We start from the raw sequence: 23708 nt of genomic DNA on the forward strand, positions 1-23708 counted from the left end.
CGTTTAACTACCATATCGCACATAGCTGATGCACATGGTGGCTTTTCCTCCCAGTTCCACCGCATTGGCTGTTCCCCTCTGGAGGTTTTTAACCTTCATACCTATAGGGCCCTGGTTGTTACCGGTGGCCCTTTTTTTTGCCTGTTTGCGCCAGAAGTCGCAAATGCATAACTGCCATGCACAAAAAAGCATTGCGCACTGCACAAATTAGCATCATACCGCACGCAGCTGATGCACATGGTGGCTTTTCCTCCCAGTTCCACCGCAGCAGCTGTTCCCCTCTGGAGGTTTTTGACCTTCACACCTATAAGGGCCCTGGTTATTCCGGTGGCCCTCTTTTTTTGCCTAAATTCTAAGCATGCCGACGCCGTGACTTGCGTAAAATAATTTGCTACCGCACACCTTGATATATCGAAAACCAACGATACATAAATCGAAGATTTTCGATATTCACTCGGTGAACATCATGGACAGAACTGAGATATTGAAGGCATTGGCTCATCCGGCTAGGCTTGAAATCCTCAATCAGCTTAAAGATCCGCATAAGCATTTTCCGACCCAGGAACACCCGCTGGAACTGGGCGTCTGCGCCAGTCAATTCGAGCGTTGCGGTCTGTCGCAGTCCACAGTTTCCGCCCATCTCGGCACATTGCACCGTGCCGGACTGGTGACCACCAAGCGCCTTGGCCAGTGGATTTTCTACAAGCGCAACGAAGAAACCATCGCCGAATTCCTTGCAACTCTGCAGAAGGAACTTTGAGATGCCGCTCGCCCTCTTCGTCCTGGCTTTGAGCTCCTTTGCCATCGGAACGACTGAATTCGTCATCATGGGCCTGCTGCCCGAAGTTTCCACTGATCTGTCCGTCAGCATCCCGCAAGCCGGCTGGTTGTTGACCGGCTATGCGCTGGCGGTGGCGATCGGTGCGCCGATCATGGCTCTGTCCACGGCGCATCTGCGCCGCCGCTCGACGCTGATCATGCTGATGGGCCTGTTCATCCTCGGCAACCTGCTCTGTGCCGTCGCGCCCGGCTATTGGCTCCTGATGATCGCCCGTGTCGTCACCGCGCTTTGCCATGGCGCCTTCTTCGGCATCGGTTCGGTTGTTGCGGCAAGCCTCGTCACCGAGGACCGCAAGGCTCGTGCCCTCGCATTGATGTTTACCGGTCTGACGCTCGCCAATGTGCTCGGTGTACCGCTCGGTACCGCGCTCGGCCACGCTTTCGGCTGGCACGCGCCCTTTTGGGTAATCACGCTGCTGGGCGTCGCCTCGCTTATCGGCTTGGTGCTTGTCCTGCCCAAAGGCGAAGAAGTCCGCCAAGGCAGTCTTGCCCGCGAACTCTTGGCGCTCCGCGGTCTGGGCCTGTGGTTGTCGCTGATGACAACAGTATTTTTCGCCTCGTCCATGTTCGCGCTGTTCACATATATTGCGCCGCTGCTGAGGGAAATCACCGGCGTTTCGCCGCGGTGGGTAACCTTAACACTGCTGCTGATGGGTATCGGCTTGACCATCGGCAATCTCATCGGCGGCAAGCTTGCAGACTGGCGTCTCGGCACCACGCTTGCCGGCACCTTCGCGGCGATCGCGCTGACCTCGGCCATCTTCAGCATCACCAGCCATTCCTTCATCCCAGCCGAGATCACCCTCTTCCTCTGGGCTGCGGCAAGCTTCGCCGCAGTACCGGCGTTACAAATCAACGTCGTTGGTTTCGGCAAGGATGCGCCGAACCTGGTGTCGACCATCAATATCGGTGCCTTCAATACCGGCAATGCACTCGGGGCTTGGGTCGGTGGCGTCGTCATCGACGCCGGTTTCTCGCTGTCGCAGGTACCGCTCGCCGGTGCCGCCATGGCCCTCCTCGGCCTTGCCACCGTGGCGTTGAGCTTCGCGACCGCCAGAGCGAAGAGCGCCACGCTCGCCTCCTCCTAAGCTTGCCTCCAACACTTAAATCCCATGAAACAGGAAAGGACCTCCCATGAGCAAACTCTTTGAACCCACCAAGCTTGGCGATATCTCCCTCGCCAACCGCATCGTCATGGCGCCGCTAACGCGCAATCGCTCCCCCAATGCGGTGCCGAACGACTTGAACGTCAAATACTACGCTCAGCGCGCCACCGCCGGCCTGATCATCACCGAAGCGACCGCCATCACCCATCAGGGTCAAGGTTATGCCGACGTACCCGGTCTCTACACAAAGGAAGCCATCGACGGCTGGAAGAAAGTAACCGATGCCGTGCATGCAAACGGCGGTAAGATCGTCGTGCAGATGTGGCATGTCGGCCGGATATCCCACACCACGCTGCAGCCGAACGGCGGCAAGCCTGTTTCCTCCACCTCCAGACGTGCCAATGCCAAGACCTATCTGGTCAATAGCGACGGCACCGGCGCTTTTGCCGATGTCTCGGAACCGCGCGCTCTCGAGGCTTCGGAAATTCCGGGCATCATCGAAGACTACCGCAAGGCCGCCCGCGCCGCGATCGAAGCGGGTTTTGACGGCGTCGAAATCCATGGCGCCAATGGCTATCTCATCGATCAGTTCCTGCGCGCTGATGTCAACGATCGTACCGACCAATATGGCGGCTCGATCGAAAACCGCGCCCGTTTCCTCTTCGAAGTCGTGGACGCCGTGACCAAGGAAGTCGGCGCTGGCCGCACCGCGATCCGCGTCTCGCCGGTAACGCCATCGGGCGATGCCAGCGATCCTCATCCGCAAGCGCTCTTCACCTACGTTGTCGAAGGCCTGGCGAAATATGGTCTCGCCTACATTCACGTCGTTGAAGGCCAGACCGGCGGCGCCCGCGACTTCCTGCCCTTCGACTATGACGCCCTGCACGTCGCCTATCGGGCTGCGGGCGGCAAGGCCGCCTGGATGCTCAACAACGGCTACAACCGCGACATGGCCATCGAAGCGGTCGAAAGCGGCAAGGCCGATGTCGTTGCCTTCGGCAAGCCCTTCATCTCAAACCCGGACCTCGTTCGCCGGCTGAAGGAAAACGCCCCGCTCAGTGCTCTCAACCAGGCAACGCTCTATGGCGGCGGCGCAAATGGCTATGCCGACTATCCGACTCTGGACGAAGTGGCTTAACTCGCCCGCTTCGGTCATGACGAAAATCCCGCTGTACGGCGGGATTTTCTTTTTGGCGCCAGCCGTTAGAGTAACCCGCATGTTTGATCCCTATCTGAAGCGCTGGTCGCTGACGCCGGACGGCGATGCGATTATCACCCGTTCCAGCCATCTCCTGCCGGTCATATGGCGCGGCGTGCCTGCCATGCTGAAGGTCGCACTCGATATTGACGAGAAGCTCGGCAGCCAGGTCTTGCGTTGGTGGAATGGCGACGGTGCCGCGCAGGTCTTCGAACATGACAGCGACGCAGCACTTCTGGAACGAGCGACCGGACCGAGGTCCCTGTTGACGATGGCGATGGAAGGCGGTGATGACGAGGCAAGCCGGATCATCTGCCGCACGGCCGCAAAGCTTCACGCACCACGGTCAACGCCGTTGCCGGATTTGGTCCCGCTTGACCGCTGGTTCCGCGAGCTGGAGCCGGCGGCGCGCGTCCATGGCGGCCTTCTCGCCACCTGCGCTGAGATTGCCCGTCACCTGCTTGCAGATCAGCGCGATCTCACCGTGCTGCATGGCGATATCCACCATGAGAATATCATGGATTTCGGTCCGCGCGGCTGGCTCGCCATCGACCCGAAGCGCGTTCACGGTGAACGCGGTTACGATTTTGCCAATACCTTCTGCAATCCGGAACTCCCCATCGTCACCGCTCCCGGTCGCCTGCAGCGTCAATTGCCGATCGTCTGCAGCGAAGCGAGACTGGAGCCGAAGCGGATGCTGCAATGGATCGTCGCCTATGCCGGCCTCTCCGCCGCCTGGTTTCTCAGCGACGGCGATACCAAGAATGCCGAGTCGGATTTTGCCGTCGCTGCGATAGCGCTTGCCGAACTTCGGACCTAACGCGCCTTACCGTCCCGGCAAGCAGCCGAGTGCCGTTAGGCTCGTCTTCACCGCCTCGTCGATCGGAGTATGCGGCTCCTCGCCGAGCACAGCCACCAGCCTGTCATTTCTCATCTGCAGCGGCACCTTCCAGAGATAGCGCATTTCACGCAACTCTTTCATCAGCGGCACGAAAGGCGCAGCAAACGGTAGTATCCACCAGGGAAAGGATTTTACTTTCACCTTATGTCCGACCGCCCGCTCGATCGCACCGATCATCTGCTGGCCGTCACCATCCCAATGGCCGCGCATATGGTAGACAGCAAAAGTGGGAAGCGCGTCGCCTTTCTCGATCAGCCGGATCATTGTTTCCGCGACATCGGGCAGATAGGCCCATTGATGGCCGATGCCCGCTTTGCCCGGGTTGGTCACCGACGCCACCGGCTTGCCGGGTTTTACGATGCCCTGCGAGAACCAGCTATTGGTGACGCGCTCGCCGAAGAAATCCCCGGCACGGACAATGATGACGGGCGTGCCGGCCTCTGCCGCCGCCTTCAGGCGCCGCTCCATTTCGACGCGAATCGCACCCTTGCGTGTCTGCGGATGCTGCGGGCTGTCTTCGGTCACATTGGGAAGGACATCCGGCCCGAAATTATAGACCGTGCCCGGCAGGACAATCCTCGCACCGACCGCTTTCGCCGCCGCGATCGTGCTGTCGAGCATCGGCAGCACCAGTTGCCCCCAATTGCGATAGCCGGGCGGATTGACGGCATGCACGATAACCTCAGCGCCTGTGGCCGCCTGCAATACGTCGCTCGCCTGCATCGCGTCTCCCTGCACGCAATCGAAGCCGGGCTCGCGGCGCGCGGCTTCGGCCGCGTTGCGGTTCAGCGCCCGGATGCGCCAGCCATGGGCAGCGAGCCCGCGAGCGACGGCGCCGCCGATACCGCCAGTAGCGCCTAGTATGAGAGCGGTCTTTCCAGTGTTCATCTGCTCAGTCATCGTCATCTCCATTGGTTGATGAGATGACTATGCAGCACAGCCTTGATAAACGAAATTGCCAAAAAATCTGCACATGATATACAAAAATCTATGGCTATCGCATCGGAACCAAGCTGGGATTTCTACCGCACCTTCCTCGCCGTACTCTGTCACGGCTCGCTTTCGGCTGCTGCCCGCGAACTCGGCCTGACCCAGCCGACCATCGGCCGCCATATCGACGCGCTGGAAGAAACTGTCGGCGCCGAGCTCTTCACGCGCTCGCAGCAAGGCCTTCTTCCGACCGACGCTGCCCTCGCCCTCAAACCCTATGCGGAAACCCTGGCCAGTACGACCGCCGCCCTGCTGCGCGTCGCCTCTGAGGCGCGCGATAGCGTCAAAGGCACCGTGCGCATTAGCGCCAGCGAGGTCATCGGCGCGGAAGTCTTGCCGTCGATCCTGGCCGGGCTGCAGGCCGCGCACCCCGATCTGACCATCGAGCTCTCCGCCTCCGACGCTGTTGAGGACCTATTGCAACGGGAAGCGGATATCGCCGTGCGCATGGTCGCACCCACGCAGGATGCACTGCTGGCGCGCCGTATCGGTGTCATTCCCCTTGGCTTGTTCGCACACCGCAACTATCTAAAGCGATATGGCGAACCCAAAAGCATCGGCGAGTTACGCCATCATAAGCTGATCGGTTTCGACCGCCAGACCGCTTACATCCGCACGATGTTGAAACGCTATCCGCTGCTTGACGGCATCTCCTTCGCCTTCAAGTCGGATCACAGCATCGCGCTGCATAACGCCTTGTGCGCCGGCATCGGCATCAGCTTCCATCAAGTGCCGCTTGCAAAAAGAGATGAAAATCTTGTCCGACTGCTCCCGGAGATCGAACTCTCGCTCGACACTTGGGTCGCCATGCATGAGAATCTGAAGACGTCGCCGCGCTGCCGCGTGACGTTCGATGCGCTGGTGGCCGGATTGCTGGACTACACCAAAATCGGCGCCTAGCGGGCCGCCGCGAAGCGAGACTTCGTCGATGCGATTGTCGACCAGGCATCACGCAAGCCGCAGCGTTCAGGCGCCCGGAGCCGTATCGACAGGCGGGAAACGCACCTTGCCATCGACAACCTCAGTTTCCGGTCGGTCGCCGCCATCGGTATATTCTTCATGCCATTTGCCCCGCTCGTCCTGCCAACTGATCTCGGCCGAATCGCCGCCGACCTGCTGCTCCGCAGCCACGATCCTGGCCGCCTCCACCGCTTCGGAATGAGTCGGAAATGCTTCGGAATAGACTTCGCCGAAACGATATGCCCATCCTCCGTCATGTGGCACAATTTCGTAAGTGACCTTGACCATTCACAGCCTCCTTCTCATCTGCCAAGACCTTGGGCTCCGAGTGCTACCCGGCAGGACCGCGGTCCATCTCAGACGATTTGCAAGGATGCCGCGATATTGGGTTGGGCAGACCGATCACGGTAGTATTCCATTAAACGGCGCGGACTGCAAATCTTGTCATCCACGCGCATGCTTGATGTGAGAAATCATTGATTTAGACTGCGAAAGTAAATCCGCGCGAAAGGTAAGGACTTGGCAATATCGAGCTGGCTGAAGCAGGAAAAGCTCCTGATCATCGCATTCGCAATCGCTGTGATCGCTTATCTCGGCGAGCATGCGGTGCTGGATATGGGGCGGGTAGCATCACTGTTGGCCGCTGCCGCATTGATTGCAACCATCGTCCTTGTCTCGATGCGCGTCGCTCATCACGCCGAGATTTTGGCCACGAAAGTCGGCGATCCCTATGGCACGATGATCCTGACGCTGTCGGCCGTCGCCGTCGAAGTGATCATGCTGGCAATATTGATGGGCGGCGAAAGCTCGCCGACGCTCGTGCGCGATACGATCTATTCCGCCGTCATGCTCGACATCAACGGCATTCTCGGCCTCGCCGCCCTTCTGGGCGGGCTGAAACATGGCGAGCAGCCCTATAACGATGATTCCAGCAAGACCTACGGCGTGATGATCCTGACCGCGATGGCCATTTCGATGGTCGTGCCGGAATTCATACCCGATGTGAAATGGCACTATTACTCCGCTTTCACCATTGTCGCGATGGTCGCGCTCTATGCGCTATTCCTGCGCATGCAGGTGGGCAAGCACAGCTATTTCTTCAGCTACAGCTATCCGCGCAGCGAGAAGAAACAGGGCGCTCGAGAGGATCATCATGACGAAGGCCCAACGGCGACCTCTATTGTTACGATCCTGATCGGCGTCGTGCTGATCGGCGTTCTTGCCGAGTTCATGTCCGCCTTCATGGATGTCGGCCTCAGAGGCAGCGGCGCGCCGCCGGCGATCGCCGCCATCGTCGTCGCCGCCATTTCCGCCGCACCCGAAATCCTGACGGCATTGCGCGCGGCATTGCGGAACCGCATGCAGGCGACCATCAACATCGCCATGGGCGCCTCGCTCTCGACCGTTATCCTGACGGTGCCGGTCATGGAGGCGATTGCGCTCTATACGGGCCAACCCTTCGTCATGGCCATGTCGCCGGCGCAGACAGTGATGATCATGATCACTTTGATCGTAGCCGCGATCAATCTCAACGACGGCGAGACCAATGCCATCGAAGGGATGACGCATTTCATTCTCTTCGCCACCTTCATTATGCTGACGGCGCTGGGACTTTGATTCTTATTTCAAGGACTTGCACCAACCGGCGGACTCAAATTGCGAAGCGCTTGAATCACTTGATGAAGCCGAAACCATCGGCATGAACGCAAAAAGCCCGCCATCTCTGGCGAGCTTTCATTTGACTTGTCTTCGACTGCTTACTTGCAGGCCGCGCAGAAGCGCTGAATACGGCGGCAAGCCTCTTCGAGAAGGTCTTCCGAGGTCGCGTAGGAAATGCGGAAGTTCGGGCCGAGACCGAAAGCCGAACCATGCACGACGGCGACGCCTTCCGATTCCAGGAGTTCCGACACAAAGTCTTCGTCCGTCTCGATGACCTTGCCGGTCGGCGAGGTCTTGCCAATCAAGCCGGCGCAGGACGGATAGACGTAGAAAGCGCCTTCCGGAACTGGGCAGGAAATGCCCTTTGCCTGGTTCAGCATCGACACGACGAGATCACGGCGGCCTTCGAAAATCTTCTTGTTGCGCGGAATGAAATCCTGCGGACCGTTCAGCGCTTCGACGGCAGCCCATTGGGCGATCGACGTTGCACCCGAGGTCTGCTGGCCCTGGATCATGTCCATCGCCTTGATGAGCTGCAGCGGGCCGGCAGCGTAGCCGATACGCCAGCCGGTCATCGCATAGGCCTTCGAGACGCCATTCATCGTCAGCGTGCGGTCGTAGAGGCTCGGCTCGACTTCGACGGGCGTCGCGAATTTGAATTCGCCATAGGTCAGGTGCTCGTACATGTCGTCGGTCAGGACCCAGACATGCGGATGCTTGACCAGCACGTCCGTCAGCGCCTTCAGTTCGGCATGCGTATAGGCAGCACCCGACGGGTTGGACGGCGAGTTGAACATGAACCACTTGGTCTTCGGCGTGATCGCCTTCTCAAGATCGGCAGGCTGGAGCTTGAAGCTGTTTTCCTGCGTCGTCGCGACGAAAACCGGGGTGCCGCCGCACAGCGCCACCATTTCCGGGTAGGAAACCCAGTAAGGCGTCGGGATGATGACTTCATCACCGGCGTTCAGCGTCGCCATGAAGGCGTTGAACAGAATCTGCTTGCCGCCGGTGCCGACGATCGTCTGCTCCCAGGTATAGTCGAGATTGTTTTCGCGCTTGAACTTGGCGGCGATCGCCTTGCGCAGTTCCGGAATGCCGGAGACCGGCGTGTACTTCGTCTCGCCACGGTTGATCGCGTCGATGGCGGCCTTCTTGATATTATCAGGCGTATCGAAATCCGGCTCGCCGGCGCCGAGGCCGATCACGTCACGGCCTTTTGCTTTCAGTTCGCGCGCTTTCTGGGAAACGGCGATGGTGGCAGAAGGCTTTACACGGGAAAGAGCGTCGGCAAGAAAGGCCATGATGATCGGTCCTAATCGGTTGGAAGTGGGCAGAAAGCCTGTGGACCAGATTTCTGCGCTAAGCTCTATGTCGAATGTAGACCGCCGTTTCAAGCACAAAGGCGTCACAGTGACGTTATTTCGAGAGCCGCTGCGCTATATTCTGGATGCCGAATTGTAGGAAACCGGCGACAAGCAGGTCACGCCACGCGAACAGACGGCTTCCACGGACACAAAGACGTTACCCTCACAGTAATGAGCCTTGAACAGCAGCGCGCCCACTCCACGTTGCATAAACAGTTCATGGAGGAGGAGACGGATTGAAGCGCTGTCACAGGATAGGATATTGCGCTGCCCTTGCGGCTTCCGCGCTGCTGGTGGCGAATGCCGCCCTCGCCGTTCCGGTCAAGACGATCGAGACCCAAAAGGTCAAAGTCAAGATCGAGACGATTGCAAGCGGGCTCAACCATCCCTGGGCAGTCGAAGTGCTGCCGGATGGAGCCTACCTCGTGACGGAGCGGCCGGGCCGAATGCGCATCATCCGTGACGGCAAAACGTCGGCTCCGATCGCCGGACTGCCGGACATCTATGCCCGCGGCCAAGGCGGCCTGCTGGACGTGGCTCTCGATCCGAAATTCGCCAGCAATCGCACCATCTATTTCACCGCTTCGGTCGCTGCGGAAGGCGGCAGCGGCACGGCCGTCTTCCGAGCGGTTCTGTCACCGGACGAGCGGCGGCTGACCGATGTGAAGCGCATCTTTCTGATGAACAAGCTTTCGCGCGGCGACTTGCAATATGGTTCGCGAATTGCAATCGCCAAGGACGGCAGCCTGTTCGTCAGTCTGGGTGACCGCTTCGAACAGGATCGCGCCCAGGATTTCCACGACGATGCCGGTTCGATCATCCATATCAGGGCCGACGGCAGCATTCCCGCCGACAATCCGTTCAAGGACGGCGCCAAAGCCCTGCCCGAAATATGGTCCAAGGGACATCGTAATCCCGAAGGCATCACCTTCGATACCGCCGATGGCAAGCTCTATACGGCCGAACACGGCGCCAGAGGCGGCGATGAGATCAACACCCCGGAGGCAGGCAAAAATTACGGCTGGCCGGTCATCTCTTATGGGCGCAACTATTCCGGCACCAAGATCGGCGTCGGCACGGCAAAAGCAGGCATGGAGCAGCCGCTCTTCTATTGGGACCCCTCGATTGCGCCCGGCGCCATCGCAGTCTACCGCGGCAAAATGTTCCCGGAATGGAAAGGCGACTTCCTCGTCGCCGCGCTGAAATTCAAGCTGCTGTCCCGTCTCGATCGTAACAGCAGCGGCAAGATTACCGAACTCGAGCGCATGTTCGACGGCAATTTCGGCCGGCTGCGCGATGTCGTGGTGGCGCCGGATGGAGCCTTGTTGCTAACCACGGATGAGGACAACGGCGCATTGCTGCGTGTTTCCAGGGCAGCGGAATAGGATAACGCCTCCGGCCCTTTCGCCTTGCCCTGAGCAAAAGCAACTGCTAACGGTCGAGTTCCCAGTTCCTCCCCCTCCTGTAGGATTCAGATGACTCGCATACAGGCGAATTTGGTATTGTTGCTGGCTGCCGCCATCTGGGGCGGAGGCTTCGTCGCACAATCCACCGCGATGAAGGCGATCGGGCCGTTCTGGTTCATCGGCTTGCGCTTCGCCGTCGCCACTATCGTCGTTCTGCCCTTCGCGTGGATGGAAAACCGCAAGGCCGAGAAGCCTTTGACGCGCCGGAATTGGCTGTCCTTTTTCCTCGTCGGCGTCGCACTCTTCGGCGGAGCGGCAACGCAGCAGATTGGGCTTTTGACCACGACCGTCACCAATTCCAGTTTCATCACCGGCCTCTACGTCGTCTTCGTGCCGCTGATCGCCGTCGTCTTCCTGCGCCGGCCGCCGCATTGGATCGTCTGGCCCGCCGCGCTGATGGCGCTTGGCGGTATCTATCTGTTGTCCGGTGGCTCCTTTTCGCGGCTGACGGTTGGCGATTTCCTGACCGTCATTTGCGCCCTCTTCTGGGCAGCGCAGATCACCCTCGCCGGCTCTTCGGTCAGCGAGACTGGCCGACCGCTCGGAATCTCAGCCGTACAGTTTGCCGTTACCACCGTGGCTGCTCTTGCCGTCGCCGTAATTGCCGAGCCGATCAGCATCGCCGACATCCAAGGCGCGCTGGGCGAAATCCTCTATGTCGGCATTTTTTCGTCCGGCCTTGCCTTCGTGCTGCAAGTCATCGGCCAGCGCTACACGACGGCGCCCCAGGCTGCGATCTTTCTCTCTTCGGAGGCTCTGTTCGGTGCCTCGCTGGGCAGCTTGCTGCTTGGTGAAACCATGGGGCCGTTGGGCTATGCCGGCTGCACTTTGATGTTTATCGCCATGCTTGCCGTGGAATTGGTGCCGGAACTCGTCCGGCGGCGCAGCGTAGAAGCGTAAAAATTGTTGAAAATTCGCGTCATGGCTGTTGTGCGCCGCCGTTAATGATTTTTTTTCGAATGATCCGAAAGATGAATTTTGACTATATCATTTGGGAAAATTTCGCCAAAAATATATCGCAAACGATACAAAAACCTTAGAAACTTATTCTCGGCGAGGGAAAATTTGCGATTCGCGCTAACACACTTGCATTACGGCAGTGTGCTCTCCGGAACACGTTAAAAAACTTTTGCTTGCCAATTCCCGATAAACACAGCACTCTCAACGCTGTTCGGGCATTTTTAGAGCATGGGAAGTCCTTAATAAAGTTGCGCGCCGGAAACGCTAAATTATTCCGGTCAGCTTGGTTGAGAAACGATGCGCGAATTCGCTTCGAAACCACGCCGAGGTATAGGGGACCTTTTCCTTCAAATTGCGAGAACTGCCTGCAAGCGCCCGCAAGGGCAATACAGCAATGCTGCCCGTGTGGATGGTGGGCAGAGAGAAAAGGACCTGAGGCATGGCCGAGACTGGCACTGTAAAGTTTTTCAATACCGATAAGGGCTTCGGTTTCATCAAACCAGACAAGGGTGGCGCGGACATCTTTGTGCACATTTCCGCAGTACAGGCTTCTGGTCTGGCAGGGTTGTCGGAAAACCAGAAGGTAAGCTTCGACACGGAACCGGATCGCCGCGGCAAGGGACCGAAGGCTGTCAATCTTCAGATTGCCGGCTGAGAGCGCCTTACGGCTTTCATTCGAGTTGAAGCCCGGCAGTGATGCCGGGTTTTGTCATTCAGTCTGCATTCAGCTTGCCATGTCTAGTGTGTCCTCCATGTAAGGTTGGGAATTGCGGTCTTCCCGGTTCCCCTCAGAGGACAGACTCATGAACATGCTCGGCAAATCGCTCGTTATGTCCGCCGTGGCTGCAGCCCTGACGATGACATCCATTTCCACCGCTTCGGCTGATGATCACTGGCACCATCACAATGGCTGGGCGATTGGCGCTGCAGGCCTCGCCACCGGCCTGATCGTCGGCTCGGCAATTGCCAGCCAACCGCGTTACGTCGAACCGGATCCGGTCTACGTCGATCCCGACTATGCGCCGCCGCCTGCCTACTACTATCGCGCTCCGCCGCGCCGTGTCTATGTCGAGCGTGACGTCGGCTATTATGCTCCGCAGCCAGTTGGCTTGCGCCCCTGGTCATCCCAATGGATGCGCTATTGCTACGATCGCTACAGCAGCTTCGACGGCCGCAGCGGCACCTATCTCGGCTATGATGGCATGCGCCACTTCTGCACAGCCAACTAATCCCTGTGCAAGCCGATGTCTTAAAAGAAAGCGCCGCCATCCCGCGGCGCTTTTGTTTTGGCTTCAGAGCGGTCTGGCGCTTCAAGAAATCCGCTATATCCTATTGTTTTTACACAATTGCGGACAGAAAAACCGCTGAGCACTTTTCCGAAAATTGCTCTAAAGTCCACGCAGGAATGGATTGGTGCGGCGCTCCTCGCCGATCTGGCCGCCGGGTCCATGGCCGCAGATGAAGCCGACGTCATCGCCAAGGGGAAATACCTTGTCGCGGATCGACTCTAAAAGCTGCTGATGATTGCCGCCCGGCAGATCGGTACGGCCGATCGAACCATGGAACAGCACATCACCAACATGGGCGAATTTCTGGGTTCTGTTGAAATAGATGACGTGGCCCGGCGCATGGCCGGGACAATGGAATACTTCAAACTCATGTTCGCCGAAGGAAACTTTGTCACCATCCTTCAGAAAGCGATCCGGTATCACGTTGCGAACGCCCTCGATGTTGAACATCTTGCTCTTCGACTCGATATTCTGCAGCAGCAGGCGGTCGTCTTCATGCGGGCCGATGACCTCCAAACTCAACGTTTCCCGAAGCTCGTCAGCGCCGCCCGCATGGTCGATATGACCGTGCGTCAGCCAGATCGCCTTCAACACGATACCGTTTTCGCGCACTGTCTGCAGGATGACGTCGACGTCGCCGCCGGGATCCACCACGACCCCCTCCTTCGTTTCCGGATCGAACAGGATGGTGCAATTCTGTTCGAAGGGTGTCACCGGAATGATGCCGGCCTGGAGCATGCCCATGGGAAGCGCCTCGTCTGTTGAATGCATATTCCGCCGATATAATCCCAAACACTCGGCAAAACAGCCCCTCTTCCTTGGAAAACGTCGAGACTGCCTGACCGCGCGGCGGAACACTCCGCCTTTGCGAGCGTTTGCAAAGGTGGACTGCCTCAGCAAAGGAGAAAGTCAATGTTCGCAAAGAGAAACTTGCTGCTGACGGGCCTTGTGCTCCTGGGCAGCGCTGGGTTCGCCCAAGCGCAGATGTCCGCAACAACAGCGACCGACCTCGACGTCCGCACCGGCCCGGGTCCGCAGTATCCAAGTCTCGGCATGGCAACCCGCGGCTCTGAAGCGAGCCTCGACGGGTGCATCCAAGGCAGTAGCTGGTGCCGCATCGATGTCAACGGCATGCGCGGTTGGGTAGACGCCGAGGCCTTGAGCGTCGAGCAGAACGGCAATCCGGTCGTCGTCGAAGAGCACTACAGCCAGCTCGGCGTACCAGTTATCACCTATAGCGAAACCGATCAGACAGCGACGGGCAGTGTTTCCCCCTCACCCGACGACGAACTGATCGGCCCTGTCAGTGAGATCGATGCCGTCGCCCCGCCTGCCGAAGTCCGCACCTACATCACTCAGAACCGGGTCAACACTGTGCGGCTGCGCGGCAACGTCGTCGTCGGCGCCACTCTGCCGCAAAACGTCGTCATCCACCGTATCCCCGACTATCAATACAGCTATGTGGAAGTGAACCGCCAACCGGTGCTGGTCGATCCGACAACACGCCGCATCGTCTACGTTTACCAATGATCCGCTGCGGCTGAACAGCAACGCGTCAATGCGCCGGCGGCCAAAAGGCCGCCGCTCTCTTTGCGCGGATTTTCCGACAGATTGTTGCGGAAACCTCTCCTGTGAGTTGCCTTCCTGCTTTCCCCGAAAATGCACGAGGTATTGGCCAGCGATAGAGCCGGGTGGACAGAAGACACACGGCTTTGGGAAGCCTTAAGCGGCCGCCGCGGCAGTCGGATAGACTTCCTTCATGTAGTCGTTCATCAGCGTTTCGCTGATCGATGCCGGCGTGAAACGATAAGGTCCGATTTCCGAGACCGGCGTCACTTCCGCTGCCGAACCGGTCAGGAAGCATTCGCTGAACTCGGACAATTCTTCCGGCATGATCGCCCGTTCGACCACCTGCAACCCCCGCCGCTTGGCAAGTTCGATCACCGTCTGCCGCGTGATGCCGTTCAGAAAGCAATCCGGCGTCGGCGTATGGATGACGCCGTCCTTCACGAAGAAGATATTGGCGCCCGTCGCTTCTGCCACCTGACCGCGGTAATCGAGCATCATCGCGTCGGCATAGCCTTTGGCTTCGGCCGCGTGTTTGGAGATGGTGCAGATCATGTAGAGGCCGGCAGCCTTCGAGGCGCAAGGCGCAGTCTTCGGATCGGGGCGGCGATATTCGGCGATGTCGAGACGGATGCCCTTCAGCTTTTCAGCCGGATTGAAATAACTGCCCCACTGCCAGATTGCGATCGCCACGTTGATACGGTTGTTCTGGGCGGACACACCCATCATCTCGCTGCCGCGCCAGGCGATCGGGCGCACATAGGCTTCGGAAAAGCCCTGACGCTTCAACAGTTCGATTGTTGCGGCATCCAGTTCGGCAACGCTGTAGGGAATTTTGAAGCCAAGAATATCGCCTGACTTGTGAAGGCGCTGATTGTGCTCCGTCAGCTTGAAGACCCGGCCGCCATAGGCGCGCTCGCCCTCGAAGACTGCGCTCGCATAATGCAGACCATGGGTCAGCACATGAATCTTAGCGTCCTTCCAGGGCACGAACGCGCCGTTGAACCAGATCTCCCCATCCAGTTGATCAAAAGGAACCGATGCCATCTTACTTCTCCTCCGGCGCCCGGACGCCATGACTGTTGATTGTTGTCCCCATTCCGCATTATCCACGATGCAAGTGGGGAAAATATGAGACGTCTTGGAGTTTTGCGCAGCCGGGCTTAGTTTCCAAATATGGCCATATCCGTCCGGGCGGCGCAAGATCGGCGAAAACCTAGCAGCGGCGTAAAAATACGTCAATAAAGCTGACATATTTTTGCGCAAGTTTCCCGATTGCCCCAAAATAGGAAAGGAAATGCCAAGGTGCCACGACAGACGAGCCAAAAAGTAGCAAAACCGGAGCTGCTGGCGACGCCGATGGAGAATGCGGGGATCATCGATTTCGAGATCATCGAGCTGCTTTTCTTTGCCTATCGAGACTTCGTGTCGGATCCCGACCAGATTCTGGACAAGAGCGGATTCGGCCGTGCCCATCACCGCGTCGTTCATTTTGTTAACCGCGAACCCGGCATGACGGTTGCGGACCTGTTGGAAACATTGAAGATCACCAAACAGAGTTTGGCGCGGGTTCTCAAACAATTGATCGATTCAGGGTATATTCATCAGGTGACCGGGCCTGAGGATCGTCGGCAGCGCAAGCTCTACCCCACACAAGCCGGCCGCGATTTGGCATTGGCGCTGGCCGAGCCGCAATCGCGCCGTATTGAACGGGCATTCGAAGGCGCATCCGATGCGACGCGCGAAAGCGTCAAAAGGTTCCTGAGGGGAATGCAGGACTAAGTTATGGTCTCGGACCGAAAAACCGCAAAGCGTGGTTTTGGATAGACCATCTCAATCAAACGGATAGACAAGATCGAGACGGATTGAATGACGACAAAGACAGCAATTTCGGACGATGCAGCACATCTTTTGGTCGTGGATGACGACACCCGTATCCGCGCCCTTCTCAACCGTTATCTCATGGAAAAGGGATTCCGGGTAACGGCCGCCGCCGATGGCGCCGAGGCTCGCCGCAAGCTCGAAGGGCTCGATTTCGACCTCATCATCATGGACGTGATGATGCCCGGCGAATCCGGAATCACGCTGACGGCAAGCCTCCGCGCCATCAAGAACATACCGATCATCATGCTGACCGCCCTTGCCGAGTCGGAAGCCCGCATCGCCGGATTGGAAGCTGGCGCCGACGATTATCTGCCGAAACCTTTCGATCCGCGCGAACTTGTGTTGCGCATCAACAATATCCTGCGTCGCAACGCGCCCGCCGACGCGCCGAAGATCGAACAGGTGATGTTCGGCCCCTATACCTTCTCGCTGACCCGTAAAGAGTTGAAGAAAGCCTCCGAGCTCATCCGCCTGACCGACCGCGAGCAGGAAATCATGCTGCTCTTTGCCAAGCGCGCCGGCGATACGATTCCCCGTCACGAACTGATCGGCAGCGACGCCGAAGTCGGCGAGCGCACCATCGACGTGCAGATCAATCGCTTGCGCCGCAAGATCGAGGATGATCCGGCCAATCCCGTCTGGCTGCAGACGGTACGCGGCATCGGCTACCGGCTGAGCATAGATTAATATCATTTCCTTGGGATCAGCGGCGATGGTGACATTCGACTCGATCAGGCGCGATCAGGAGCACACGCCCTCCAACGGCATGCGCTGGTTTTCGCGCTGGTGGCGGAGACGGCTGCCGACCGGCCTCTATGCGCGCACGCTGCTGATCTTCATCCTGCCTATGATCATCCTGCAGGCGGTCGTAACCATCGTCTTCATGGAGCGCCACTGGCAGATGGTGACCCAACGCCTGTCGATGGCGACAACCCGCGACATCGCCGCCATCATCGACATCATTCAGACCTATCCGCAGGATGCCGACTATTCCGCGGTCGCACAGATGGCCCGGCAAAAGCTCGACCTTGCCATTTCGATCGAGCCGGGCGGCGAGCTGCCGCCGCCGCGCGAGAAGCCGTTCTTTTCGATTCTCGATGGCATCTTGAGCGACGAAATCCGCGATCAGATCAATCTCCCCTTCTGGATCGACACGGTCGGCAATTCCAGCCTCGTCGAAATCCGCATCAAACTGCCCGACAAGGTGCTTCGCGTCTTTGCGAAGCGCAGCCAGACCTACGCCTCGAACACACATATCTTCATTCTTTGGATGGTCGGCACATCGCTGGTGCTGATCGGCATTGCCGTGCTGTTCCTGCGCGGCCAGATCCGGCCGATCCTGGCACTGACGCAGGCTGCGGAAAGTTTCGGCAAGGGGCAGCGGCTGGAGAACTATTCGCCGCGCGGCGCCGATGAGGTGCGCCGCGCCGGCCTCGCCTTCATCTTGATGCGCGAGCGCATCGAACGGCAGATCGAGCAGCGCACCGCGATGCTCTCCGGCGTCAGCCATGACCTGCGCACCGTGCTGACACGCTTCAAACTGCAGCTCGCGCTTGTCGGCGACAACCCCGATCTCGTCGGCCTCAACGAGGACGTCGAGGACATGCAGAGCATGCTGGAGGGCTATATGGCCTTCGCCCGCGGCGAGGCCGAAGAGGATGTCGGCAAGCTTCGGCTCAGCGATATCCTCGACAAGGTCGAACAGGACTTCTCGCTGCACGGCAAGTCCATGAGCTTTTCGATCGACGGCGACGATGAAATCTCCGTCCGTCCGAACGCCTTTACACGGCTGGTGACGAACCTCGCTTCCAATGCGCGCCGATATGCGAATACGCTGCGCATCGAAGCCAAGCACAGTACCAAATGGCTGACGATCAATTTCGATGACGACGGCCCCGGCATTCCCGTCAATGCGCGCGAGGATGTGTTCAAGCCGTTCTTCCGGCTGGACGAGGCGCGCAATCTCGACAATTCCGGCACGGGCCTCGGCCTTGCCATTGCCCGCGATATCGCCCGCAGCCACGGCGGTAATGTCACACTCGGCGACAGCCCGCTGGGCGGTCTGCGCGCCACCATCCGCATTCCGGCCTAGAGCGGCTTAGCGTTTCACGGAATCGCTTTCTCGCTCTATCCCTTTGTTTTTACGCATTCCGGACGGAAAACTGCTTCGCACTTTTCCTGGAATTGCTCAAGGAGAGGACATTGCATGCCGATCGACATCAACGACATGCATTGGCTCAATCTGCCGCCGGCCTGGGAAGTGAACAATGGCCGGCTGCTCGTCCGCTCCGGTGACCAGACCGATTTTTGGCAGGGAACCTATTACGGCTTTCACCGCGACGACGGCCATTTCCTCGGCCGGCAATGGCATGGCGACTTCACCGCTGAGATCACCTTCATCGGTCACTATCACGAACTCTACGACCAGGCCGGGCTGATGGTCCGCCATGACGCCGAGCATTGGATGAAATGCGGGATCGAATATACCGACGGCGCCAAACATTTCAGCGTCGTGGTCACCAACGACAACTCCGATTGGTCCGCCTTCCGGCTCGATCATGAATTCGATGCCCTGTCGGTGCGGGTGACCCGCAACGGGGACGCGCTTTTCATCCAATACCGCACCGACAAGATGACCGAGTGGCGCATGGCCCGTCTCGCCTGGTTCGATCCAGCCCTCGAAGAAGTCTTTATTGGCCCCGCCTTCTGCTCACCGCAGCGCGACGGTTTCGAAGCAGAATTTCTGGATTTCAGCGTAACCGACCCAGTGTCGCGGGAGATTCATTGAAACCCTTCGCCCCAGCCGTTGGGGCGAGGGTAGCACTTCACATCATTTTCCTGCCGTTCGGCACCGGCTGGGTCACTGCCGCAAGCACGATCGCGCCGGACTCATCCTCGAAGCCAAGGGTGAGCACTTCGGAGCGGACAGGCCCGATCTGGCGCGGCGGAAAGTTGACGACGCCAAGGACCTGGCGGCCGATCAGGGATTCCGGTGTGTAATGCACGGTGATCTGCGCCGAAGAGCGCTTGATGCCGATCTCCGGTCCGAAATCGATCTTCAATTTGAAAGCCGGCTTGCGCGCTTCCGGAAAAGGCTCCGCCTCGATGATCGTGCCTACGCGGATGTCCACCCGCTCGAAATCGCCATAGGTGATCTCTTCCGCCATACGCGCACCTCTTTGATGCTGGGAAATTAGCCGGCCAGTTCCTGCGCGCGCTTGCGCGCTGCCTCCAGCGCCTCGTCGAACAGAGGCTGCATGCCATCTTCGGCCATCAGAACGGCAAGGGCTGCGGCAGTGGTTCCGCCAGGAGACGTCACATTCTGACGCAGACGCGAAGCGTCATCGGGGGACTGATGCAACAATTCACCAGCCCCCGCGACAGTTTCCCGTGCGAGGCGCATAGCGAGGTCCGCCTGCAGGCCGAGCTTCCGGCCCGCCTCCGCCATGCACTCGACGAGATAAAATACATAGGCCGGCCCGCTGCCGGACACGGCCGTTACAGCATCGATATCGGCCTCCGCCGGCACCCATTCGACCGGACCGGACACCTTTAGAAGATTTTGCACCAACTGCCGCTGACGCTCGCCGACTTTGGCGTTGGCAAACGCACCGGTGACGCCGCGGCCGACCATGGCCGGCGTGTTCGGCATGGCGCGCACCATCGCTGCTTCACCTAGGCTTTGTTCAAGGAAAGCAAGCGTCTTGCCGGCAGCGATCGACACCACCACGGTATTCTGTCCGATCGACGCCTTGAACGGCGGCAATATTGCTTCCATGACCTGCGGCTTTACGGCAACGAAAAGAACGCCAGCGATAATCCCTTCGGGAACGCCGATGACGTGCTTCGCGCCGGCATCGGCGATCAACTTCAGCATCGCATCCGACGGCTTGGGATCGACGACGGTCACCGAGGAGCCCGGCACGCCGCTTTTCAGCCAGCCCGTCAGCAGAGCGCCGCCCATGTTGCCGGCCCCGATCAGGATGATGGGATCGGAGGATGCAAAAGCGCTCGAGGATGCCTCAGTTGCCATATCAGGCTTCGCCCACGGTTTCGAACAGCACGGCTTCCATGGCGCGGTTGGCGTCAAGGCCGGACCATACTACAAATTGGAAAGCCTGATAGTAAGCCTCGCAGGTGTCAAGAGCATTGGACAGCAGCACTTCCACCTGGCGGTTGGTCGGCTCGGCGCCGCCGGAAAGCAGCAGCGACTGCCGGAAGATCACGATATCTTCCTGCCGCCACAGATCGAAATGTCCCATCAGCACCTGACCATTGATGCAGGACAGCAGCTTGATGACCTCGTTGACACGCGGATCGGGAACTTTGATGTCGAAGGCGCAGGCGATGTGCAGCGCCTCGAACTCCTCCATCCACGAGAAGGAGACATGATAATCGGTCCATCGACCTTCGACGGTCATGGCGATTTCATCCTCGCCGGACCGCTCGAACGACCAGTCGTTATTGGCGGCTACGAATTCGATCATATCGACCGGATTCGATTGTCGTTCGACTTCCAATTCCATAAGGCTCATGCAGCACCTTTTTGACCGGAATAAATGCAGCTTCCCCGTGATCGAACACTGAAAGAACGCAAACAGTTTTACTCCGGAAACATCCTCGGGATGATGTTGAACGGCTGCCAGACTAACGCATCCACCCTGCCCGGAGCTTACCAAGTCCGTTTCGAATCATCATTTAAAATCAGTGTATAACGGCATGCCCGACATGCCAGCCCCTCATCGGAGTTTTGGCGAAGGGCGCTGTGGACAGCTCTTCCGACGTCTATTCAGAAGGGAGTCATAACTGACTCTGACGATTGGCTTTTTTGCCTGTGTCCACAGGTGGAAAAACTGCCGAAAATTTTAGAGGAAAAATGCGCGGCAGACGCGTGCCGCGCCGATTTTACGCAAAATGAATCGCGACTACTTGCCTTCGGCGGAAAGACGCGCTTCCAGCGCTTCGATTCTGGCAAGCAGCGCTTCGTTTTCATCGCGCGCCTTGATCGCCATTTCGCGAACGGCCTCGAACTCCTCGCGCTTGACGATATCCAGGCTGTTCAGCCAACGCTCGGCCTGGGCATTGAAAGCCGTTTCGATTTCGCGGCGTACGCCCTGGGCGGCACCGGCGGCATCGGTCATCAGCTTGGCGAATTCATCCAAGATACGGTTCGGTCCAGTGCTCATAATGATCTCCTTGCGGCCGTCGGCCCGAAATGGACGGCATCATATGAAGGGCCAGATAGATCTGAGGTAAGATTTCCCAAGGTCCGATGCAAGCAAATTGAGATAGGGCGGGACAACCAGTAACGCGATGCGAGACACACGAATAATCGACTTGACCGTTTCAATAGCGAACGCCATGTTCCGCGCACATTGGATTTAGCATGCTCTTATCCAAAAACCGCACAGAGTTTTGGGGAATCATGCTGTAACGGACGCGAAAATCTTGCTGACATCAGCCAATCTTGCCGCCATCCTGCCGTTTCCGGATATAGATCCGATCGCCTTTTCGCTCGGCCCGCTGTCGGTCCATTGGTATGGTCTTGCCTATGTCGCAGGCATCCTGCTCGGCTGGTTCTATGCGAGGCGGCTGGTCGACAATGGCAAGCTTTGGCTCAACGACACCGCACCGCTGACGCGCGCGCATCTGGACGACTTCATCCTGTGGGTCGCCTTCGGCATCGTGCTCGGCGGACGCATCGGCTATATCCTGTTCTACGATCTCGATCCGGTACTCGCCAATCCGATTCGCGCCATCGAGGTCTGGAATGGCGGCATGTCTTTCCACGGTGGATTGATTGGCACGACCATCGCTATGATTTTGTTTGCCAATCGCAACAGGATTCCAGTCTGGAGCCTGTTCGATATCGTTGCGGCCGTTGCCCCTATCGGCCTCTTCTTCGGCCGCATCGCCAATTTTATCAATGGCGAACTCTGGGGCCGGACCACTGACGTGCCCTGGGCGATGGTTTTCTGCAGCCCGCATGTCTTGGCCGCTCACCAGGGCGTCTGCCCTGCCGGCCTTGATCCGCGCCATCCCAGCCAACTCTATGAAGCCGGCATTGAGGGTATCGTACTCTTCACTGTCCTCTTCATCCTCGCGCGCTGGGCGTTGGCGCTGAAGAAGCCCGGCACGGTCAGCGGCGTCTTTGTCATGGGTTACGCCTTCTCGCGCATTTTCGTCGAATTCTTCCGTCAGCCTGACGAACAGCTCGGCTATCTGCTCGGCACGAACTGGCTGACCATGGGCATGGTGCTCTCCCTGCCGATGGTCGCGATCGGCCTGTGGGCCGTGATCCGCGCCCGCCACGTTGCAGCCAGACAGACGGCTTGAACTCTAGGTTTAATGTCGCATGATCCGCCCGAAAGCCGATTCATATTTTTCGGGACCATGCTTTAGCGAGACCAAACGATGACGACCGCGCTCGGGGAAAAAATCAAGGCCATCATCCGCGCTAACGGACCGATCAGCATCACCGACTTTTTCTCGCTCTGCCTCGCCGATCCGCAGCACGGCTACTACAAGACGCGCGAGCCCTTCGGCAGCGTCGGCGATTTCGTCACGGCACCCGAGGTCAGCCAGCTTTTCGGCGAAATGATCGGCGTCTTCATGGTGCATGCCTGGCAGCGCCACGGCACGCCGGGCAGCGTCCGCCTCGTCGAAATCGGCCCTGGCCGCGGCACGATGATGGCGGACATGCTGCGCGTCGTCGCCAAGCTGGCGCCGCCGCTCTATGACGCAATGACCGTGCACCTGGTCGAAACCAGCGAGCGGCTGCAGGGCTCTCAGCGCCAGACGCTTGAGTCGCATGGCGATAAGGTTTCCTGGCATTCCGACTTCGATGACGTGCCGGCCGGCTTCGCCCTTCTTGCCGCCAACGAACTGTTCGACGCCATTCCCATTCGCCAGTTCGTCCGCACCGCCAATGGTTTTCGCGAGCGCATGGTCGGCCTCGACCTCCAAGATGAGCTGAGTTTCACGGCTGGCGTCGCCACCCTCGACCCCGCGCTTCTTCCCGCAGGGCCGCTTCCGCCGGTCGGCACTATCTTCGAGATCGCCCCTGCCCGCCAGGCGGTCATGACGACGATATGCGATCGGATCGCCGCCCATTGTGGCACCGCGCTCGTCATCGATTACGGGCATATGGCGACCGGCTTCGGCGATACGCTGCAGGCCGTGCGCATGCATGAATACGATCCACCGCTGGAACATCCCGGCGAAGCGGACCTTACGAGCCACGTCGATTTCCAGCATTTGGCTGAAACGGCTCTGGCATCCGGCCTGCATATCAACGGATGCTGCCATCAAGGCGATTTTCTCATCGGTCTTGGGCTGTTGGAGCGAGCTGCGGCGCTTGGCCGCGACCAAGACGCTGCAACACAAGAGAACATCCGCACCGCCGCCGAGCGGCTGGCCGGTGCCGGCGAAGGCAAGATGGGCGAGCTTTTCAAAGTGCTGGCCGTCTCCAGTCCGGCGATCGATCTTTTACCCTTTCGTCCCGTCCGCTGATCAACACTATTGA

At 58.8% G+C, this 23708-nt stretch carries 26 protein-coding genes; 17 read left to right on the plus strand and 9 right to left on the minus strand.

Annotated elements, in window-relative coordinates; translation table 11 throughout:
• The first annotated feature begins 466 nt into the window (after nt 1–466).
• From K290_RS0109115 to K290_RS0109130, 4 genes are all read left to right on the plus strand, one after another.
• Nucleotides 467–760 carry an ArsR/SmtB family transcription factor gene (locus K290_RS0109115; RefSeq protein ID WP_028751631.1) on the plus strand — a complete coding sequence of 98 codons (294 nt, stop codon included), beginning with the start codon at nt 467–469 and terminating at the stop codon, nt 758–760.
• A gap of 1 nt (nt 761) precedes the next feature.
• Nucleotides 762–1928 carry an MFS transporter gene (locus tag K290_RS0109120; RefSeq protein ID WP_028751632.1) on the plus strand — a complete coding sequence of 389 codons (1167 nt, stop codon included), beginning with the start codon at nt 762–764 and terminating at the stop codon, nt 1926–1928.
• A gap of 46 nt (nt 1929–1974) precedes the next feature.
• Nucleotides 1975–3084 (plus strand): alkene reductase, encoded by a 1110-nt coding sequence (locus K290_RS0109125; protein WP_028751633.1) that lies wholly within the window; start codon nt 1975–1977, stop codon nt 3082–3084.
• A gap of 79 nt (nt 3085–3163) precedes the next feature.
• The gene (locus K290_RS0109130) at nt 3164–3964 is read left to right on the plus strand and encodes an aminoglycoside phosphotransferase family protein (RefSeq protein WP_028751634.1); all 801 of its coding nucleotides are present in this window, start codon (nt 3164–3166) and stop codon (nt 3962–3964) included.
• Nucleotides 3965–3970: 6 nt separating this feature from the next.
• On the opposite strand, the gene K290_RS0109135 is transcribed toward K290_RS0109130, so the two are convergent.
• Nucleotides 3971–4945 (minus strand): SDR family oxidoreductase, encoded by a 975-nt coding sequence (locus K290_RS0109135; protein WP_028751635.1) that lies wholly within the window; start codon nt 4943–4945, stop codon nt 3971–3973.
• A 90-nt stretch (nt 4946–5035) separates the two neighbouring features.
• Between K290_RS0109135 and K290_RS0109140 the strand changes: the two genes are divergently transcribed.
• The gene (locus tag K290_RS0109140) at nt 5036–5935 is read left to right on the plus strand and encodes a LysR family transcriptional regulator (protein WP_037135176.1); all 900 of its coding nucleotides are present in this window, start codon (nt 5036–5038) and stop codon (nt 5933–5935) included.
• A gap of 66 nt (nt 5936–6001) precedes the next feature.
• On the opposite strand, the gene K290_RS0109145 is transcribed toward K290_RS0109140, so the two are convergent.
• Nucleotides 6002–6283 (minus strand): DUF2188 domain-containing protein, encoded by a 282-nt coding sequence (locus tag K290_RS0109145; protein ID WP_028751637.1) that lies wholly within the window; start codon nt 6281–6283, stop codon nt 6002–6004.
• Between the two features lie 231 nt (nt 6284–6514).
• Here K290_RS0109145 and K290_RS0109150 point away from each other — a divergent pair, with 231 nt between their 5' ends.
• Nucleotides 6515–7612: a calcium:cation antiporter gene (locus tag K290_RS0109150; RefSeq protein WP_028751638.1), complete on the plus strand. Its 1098-nt coding sequence runs from the start codon at nt 6515–6517 to the stop codon at nt 7610–7612.
• Between the two features lie 140 nt (nt 7613–7752).
• Here K290_RS0109150 and K290_RS0109155 read toward each other — a convergent pair whose 3' ends face one another.
• Nucleotides 7753–8955 (minus strand): pyridoxal phosphate-dependent aminotransferase, encoded by a 1203-nt coding sequence (locus K290_RS0109155; protein ID WP_028751639.1) that lies wholly within the window; start codon nt 8953–8955, stop codon nt 7753–7755.
• 299 nt (nt 8956–9254) lie between these two features.
• Here K290_RS0109155 and K290_RS0109165 point away from each other — a divergent pair, with 299 nt between their 5' ends.
• From K290_RS0109165 to K290_RS0109190, 4 genes are all read left to right on the plus strand, one after another.
• Entirely contained in the window at nt 9255–10403 is a 1149-nt protein-coding gene (locus K290_RS0109165; protein ID WP_051263973.1) for a PQQ-dependent sugar dehydrogenase, read from the plus strand.
• Nucleotides 10404–10493: 90 nt separating this feature from the next.
• Nucleotides 10494–11384 (plus strand): DMT family transporter, encoded by an 891-nt coding sequence (locus K290_RS0109170; RefSeq protein WP_028751641.1) that lies wholly within the window; start codon nt 10494–10496, stop codon nt 11382–11384.
• Nucleotides 11385–11883: 499 nt separating this feature from the next.
• The gene (locus tag K290_RS0109185) at nt 11884–12099 is read left to right on the plus strand and encodes a cold-shock protein (RefSeq protein ID WP_004116423.1); all 216 of its coding nucleotides are present in this window, start codon (nt 11884–11886) and stop codon (nt 12097–12099) included.
• Nucleotides 12100–12247: 148 nt separating this feature from the next.
• Nucleotides 12248–12673, plus strand: a complete 426-nt coding sequence (locus K290_RS0109190; RefSeq protein ID WP_028751642.1) for a BA14K family protein — start codon at nt 12248–12250, stop codon at nt 12671–12673.
• Between the two features lie 159 nt (nt 12674–12832).
• Here the strand turns inward: K290_RS0109190 and K290_RS0109195 are convergent, their stop codons facing one another.
• On the minus strand, nt 12833–13471 hold the full coding sequence (locus tag K290_RS0109195; protein WP_028751643.1) for an MBL fold metallo-hydrolase: 639 nt from the start codon (nt 13469–13471) through the stop codon (nt 12833–12835).
• Between the two features lie 174 nt (nt 13472–13645).
• Here K290_RS0109195 and K290_RS0109200 point away from each other — a divergent pair, with 174 nt between their 5' ends.
• Nucleotides 13646–14263, plus strand: coding sequence for a DUF1236 domain-containing protein (locus tag K290_RS0109200; RefSeq protein WP_028751644.1), 618 nt, complete (start codon nt 13646–13648; stop codon nt 14261–14263).
• 192 nt (nt 14264–14455) lie between these two features.
• Here K290_RS0109200 and K290_RS0109205 read toward each other — a convergent pair whose 3' ends face one another.
• A complete protein-coding gene (locus K290_RS0109205) occupies nt 14456–15346 on the minus strand; it encodes a branched-chain amino acid aminotransferase (RefSeq protein ID WP_028751645.1) in 891 nt (296 codons plus the stop codon).
• A 258-nt stretch (nt 15347–15604) separates the two neighbouring features.
• On the opposite strand from K290_RS0109205, the gene K290_RS0109210 reads away from it, so the two are divergent.
• The 4 genes from K290_RS0109210 to K290_RS0109225 all read left to right on the plus strand — a co-directional run bounded on the left by K290_RS0109210 (nt 15605) and on the right by K290_RS0109225 (nt 18971).
• Nucleotides 15605–16081, plus strand: a complete 477-nt coding sequence (locus tag K290_RS0109210) for a MarR family winged helix-turn-helix transcriptional regulator (RefSeq protein WP_028751646.1) — start codon at nt 15605–15607, stop codon at nt 16079–16081.
• An 87-nt stretch (nt 16082–16168) separates the two neighbouring features.
• Nucleotides 16169–16870 carry a response regulator gene (locus K290_RS0109215; protein ID WP_028751647.1) on the plus strand — a complete coding sequence of 234 codons (702 nt, stop codon included), beginning with the start codon at nt 16169–16171 and terminating at the stop codon, nt 16868–16870.
• Nucleotides 16871–16895: 25 nt separating this feature from the next.
• Complete coding sequence (locus K290_RS0109220) at nt 16896–18275, plus strand: ATP-binding protein (RefSeq protein WP_028751648.1); 1380 nt, start codon at nt 16896–16898, stop codon at nt 18273–18275.
• A 114-nt stretch (nt 18276–18389) separates the two neighbouring features.
• Entirely contained in the window at nt 18390–18971 is a 582-nt protein-coding gene (locus tag K290_RS0109225; protein ID WP_028751649.1) for a DUF1349 domain-containing protein, read from the plus strand.
• Between the two features lie 37 nt (nt 18972–19008).
• On the opposite strand, the gene K290_RS0109230 is transcribed toward K290_RS0109225, so the two are convergent.
• The 4 genes from K290_RS0109230 to K290_RS0109245 all read right to left on the minus strand — a co-directional run bounded on the left by K290_RS0109230 (nt 19009) and on the right by K290_RS0109245 (nt 21369).
• Nucleotides 19009–19350, minus strand: coding sequence for a tRNA-binding protein (locus K290_RS0109230; RefSeq protein WP_028751650.1), 342 nt, complete (start codon nt 19348–19350; stop codon nt 19009–19011).
• 26 nt (nt 19351–19376) lie between these two features.
• On the minus strand, nt 19377–20216 hold the full coding sequence (proC, locus tag K290_RS0109235; RefSeq protein ID WP_028751651.1) for a pyrroline-5-carboxylate reductase: 840 nt from the start codon (nt 20214–20216) through the stop codon (nt 19377–19379).
• 1 nt (nt 20217) lies between these two features.
• Nucleotides 20218–20718: a type III secretion system chaperone family protein gene (locus K290_RS0109240; protein WP_028751652.1), complete on the minus strand. Its 501-nt coding sequence runs from the start codon at nt 20716–20718 to the stop codon at nt 20218–20220.
• A gap of 390 nt (nt 20719–21108) precedes the next feature.
• Nucleotides 21109–21369, minus strand: a complete 261-nt coding sequence (locus K290_RS0109245; protein ID WP_028751653.1) for an accessory factor UbiK family protein — start codon at nt 21367–21369, stop codon at nt 21109–21111.
• A 262-nt stretch (nt 21370–21631) separates the two neighbouring features.
• Here K290_RS0109245 and lgt point away from each other — a divergent pair, with 262 nt between their 5' ends.
• The gene (gene lgt / locus K290_RS0109250) at nt 21632–22519 is read left to right on the plus strand and encodes a prolipoprotein diacylglyceryl transferase (RefSeq protein WP_028751654.1); all 888 of its coding nucleotides are present in this window, start codon (nt 21632–21634) and stop codon (nt 22517–22519) included.
• 78 nt (nt 22520–22597) lie between these two features.
• Complete coding sequence (locus K290_RS0109255; RefSeq protein ID WP_028751655.1) at nt 22598–23695, plus strand: class I SAM-dependent methyltransferase; 1098 nt, start codon at nt 22598–22600, stop codon at nt 23693–23695.
• The last annotated feature ends 13 nt before the right edge of the window (nt 23696–23708 follow it).

Origin of the sequence: Rhizobium leucaenae USDA 9039 (assembly GCF_000426285.1) — a bacterium.
GTDB lineage: Bacteria > Pseudomonadota > Alphaproteobacteria > Rhizobiales > Rhizobiaceae > Rhizobium > Rhizobium leucaenae.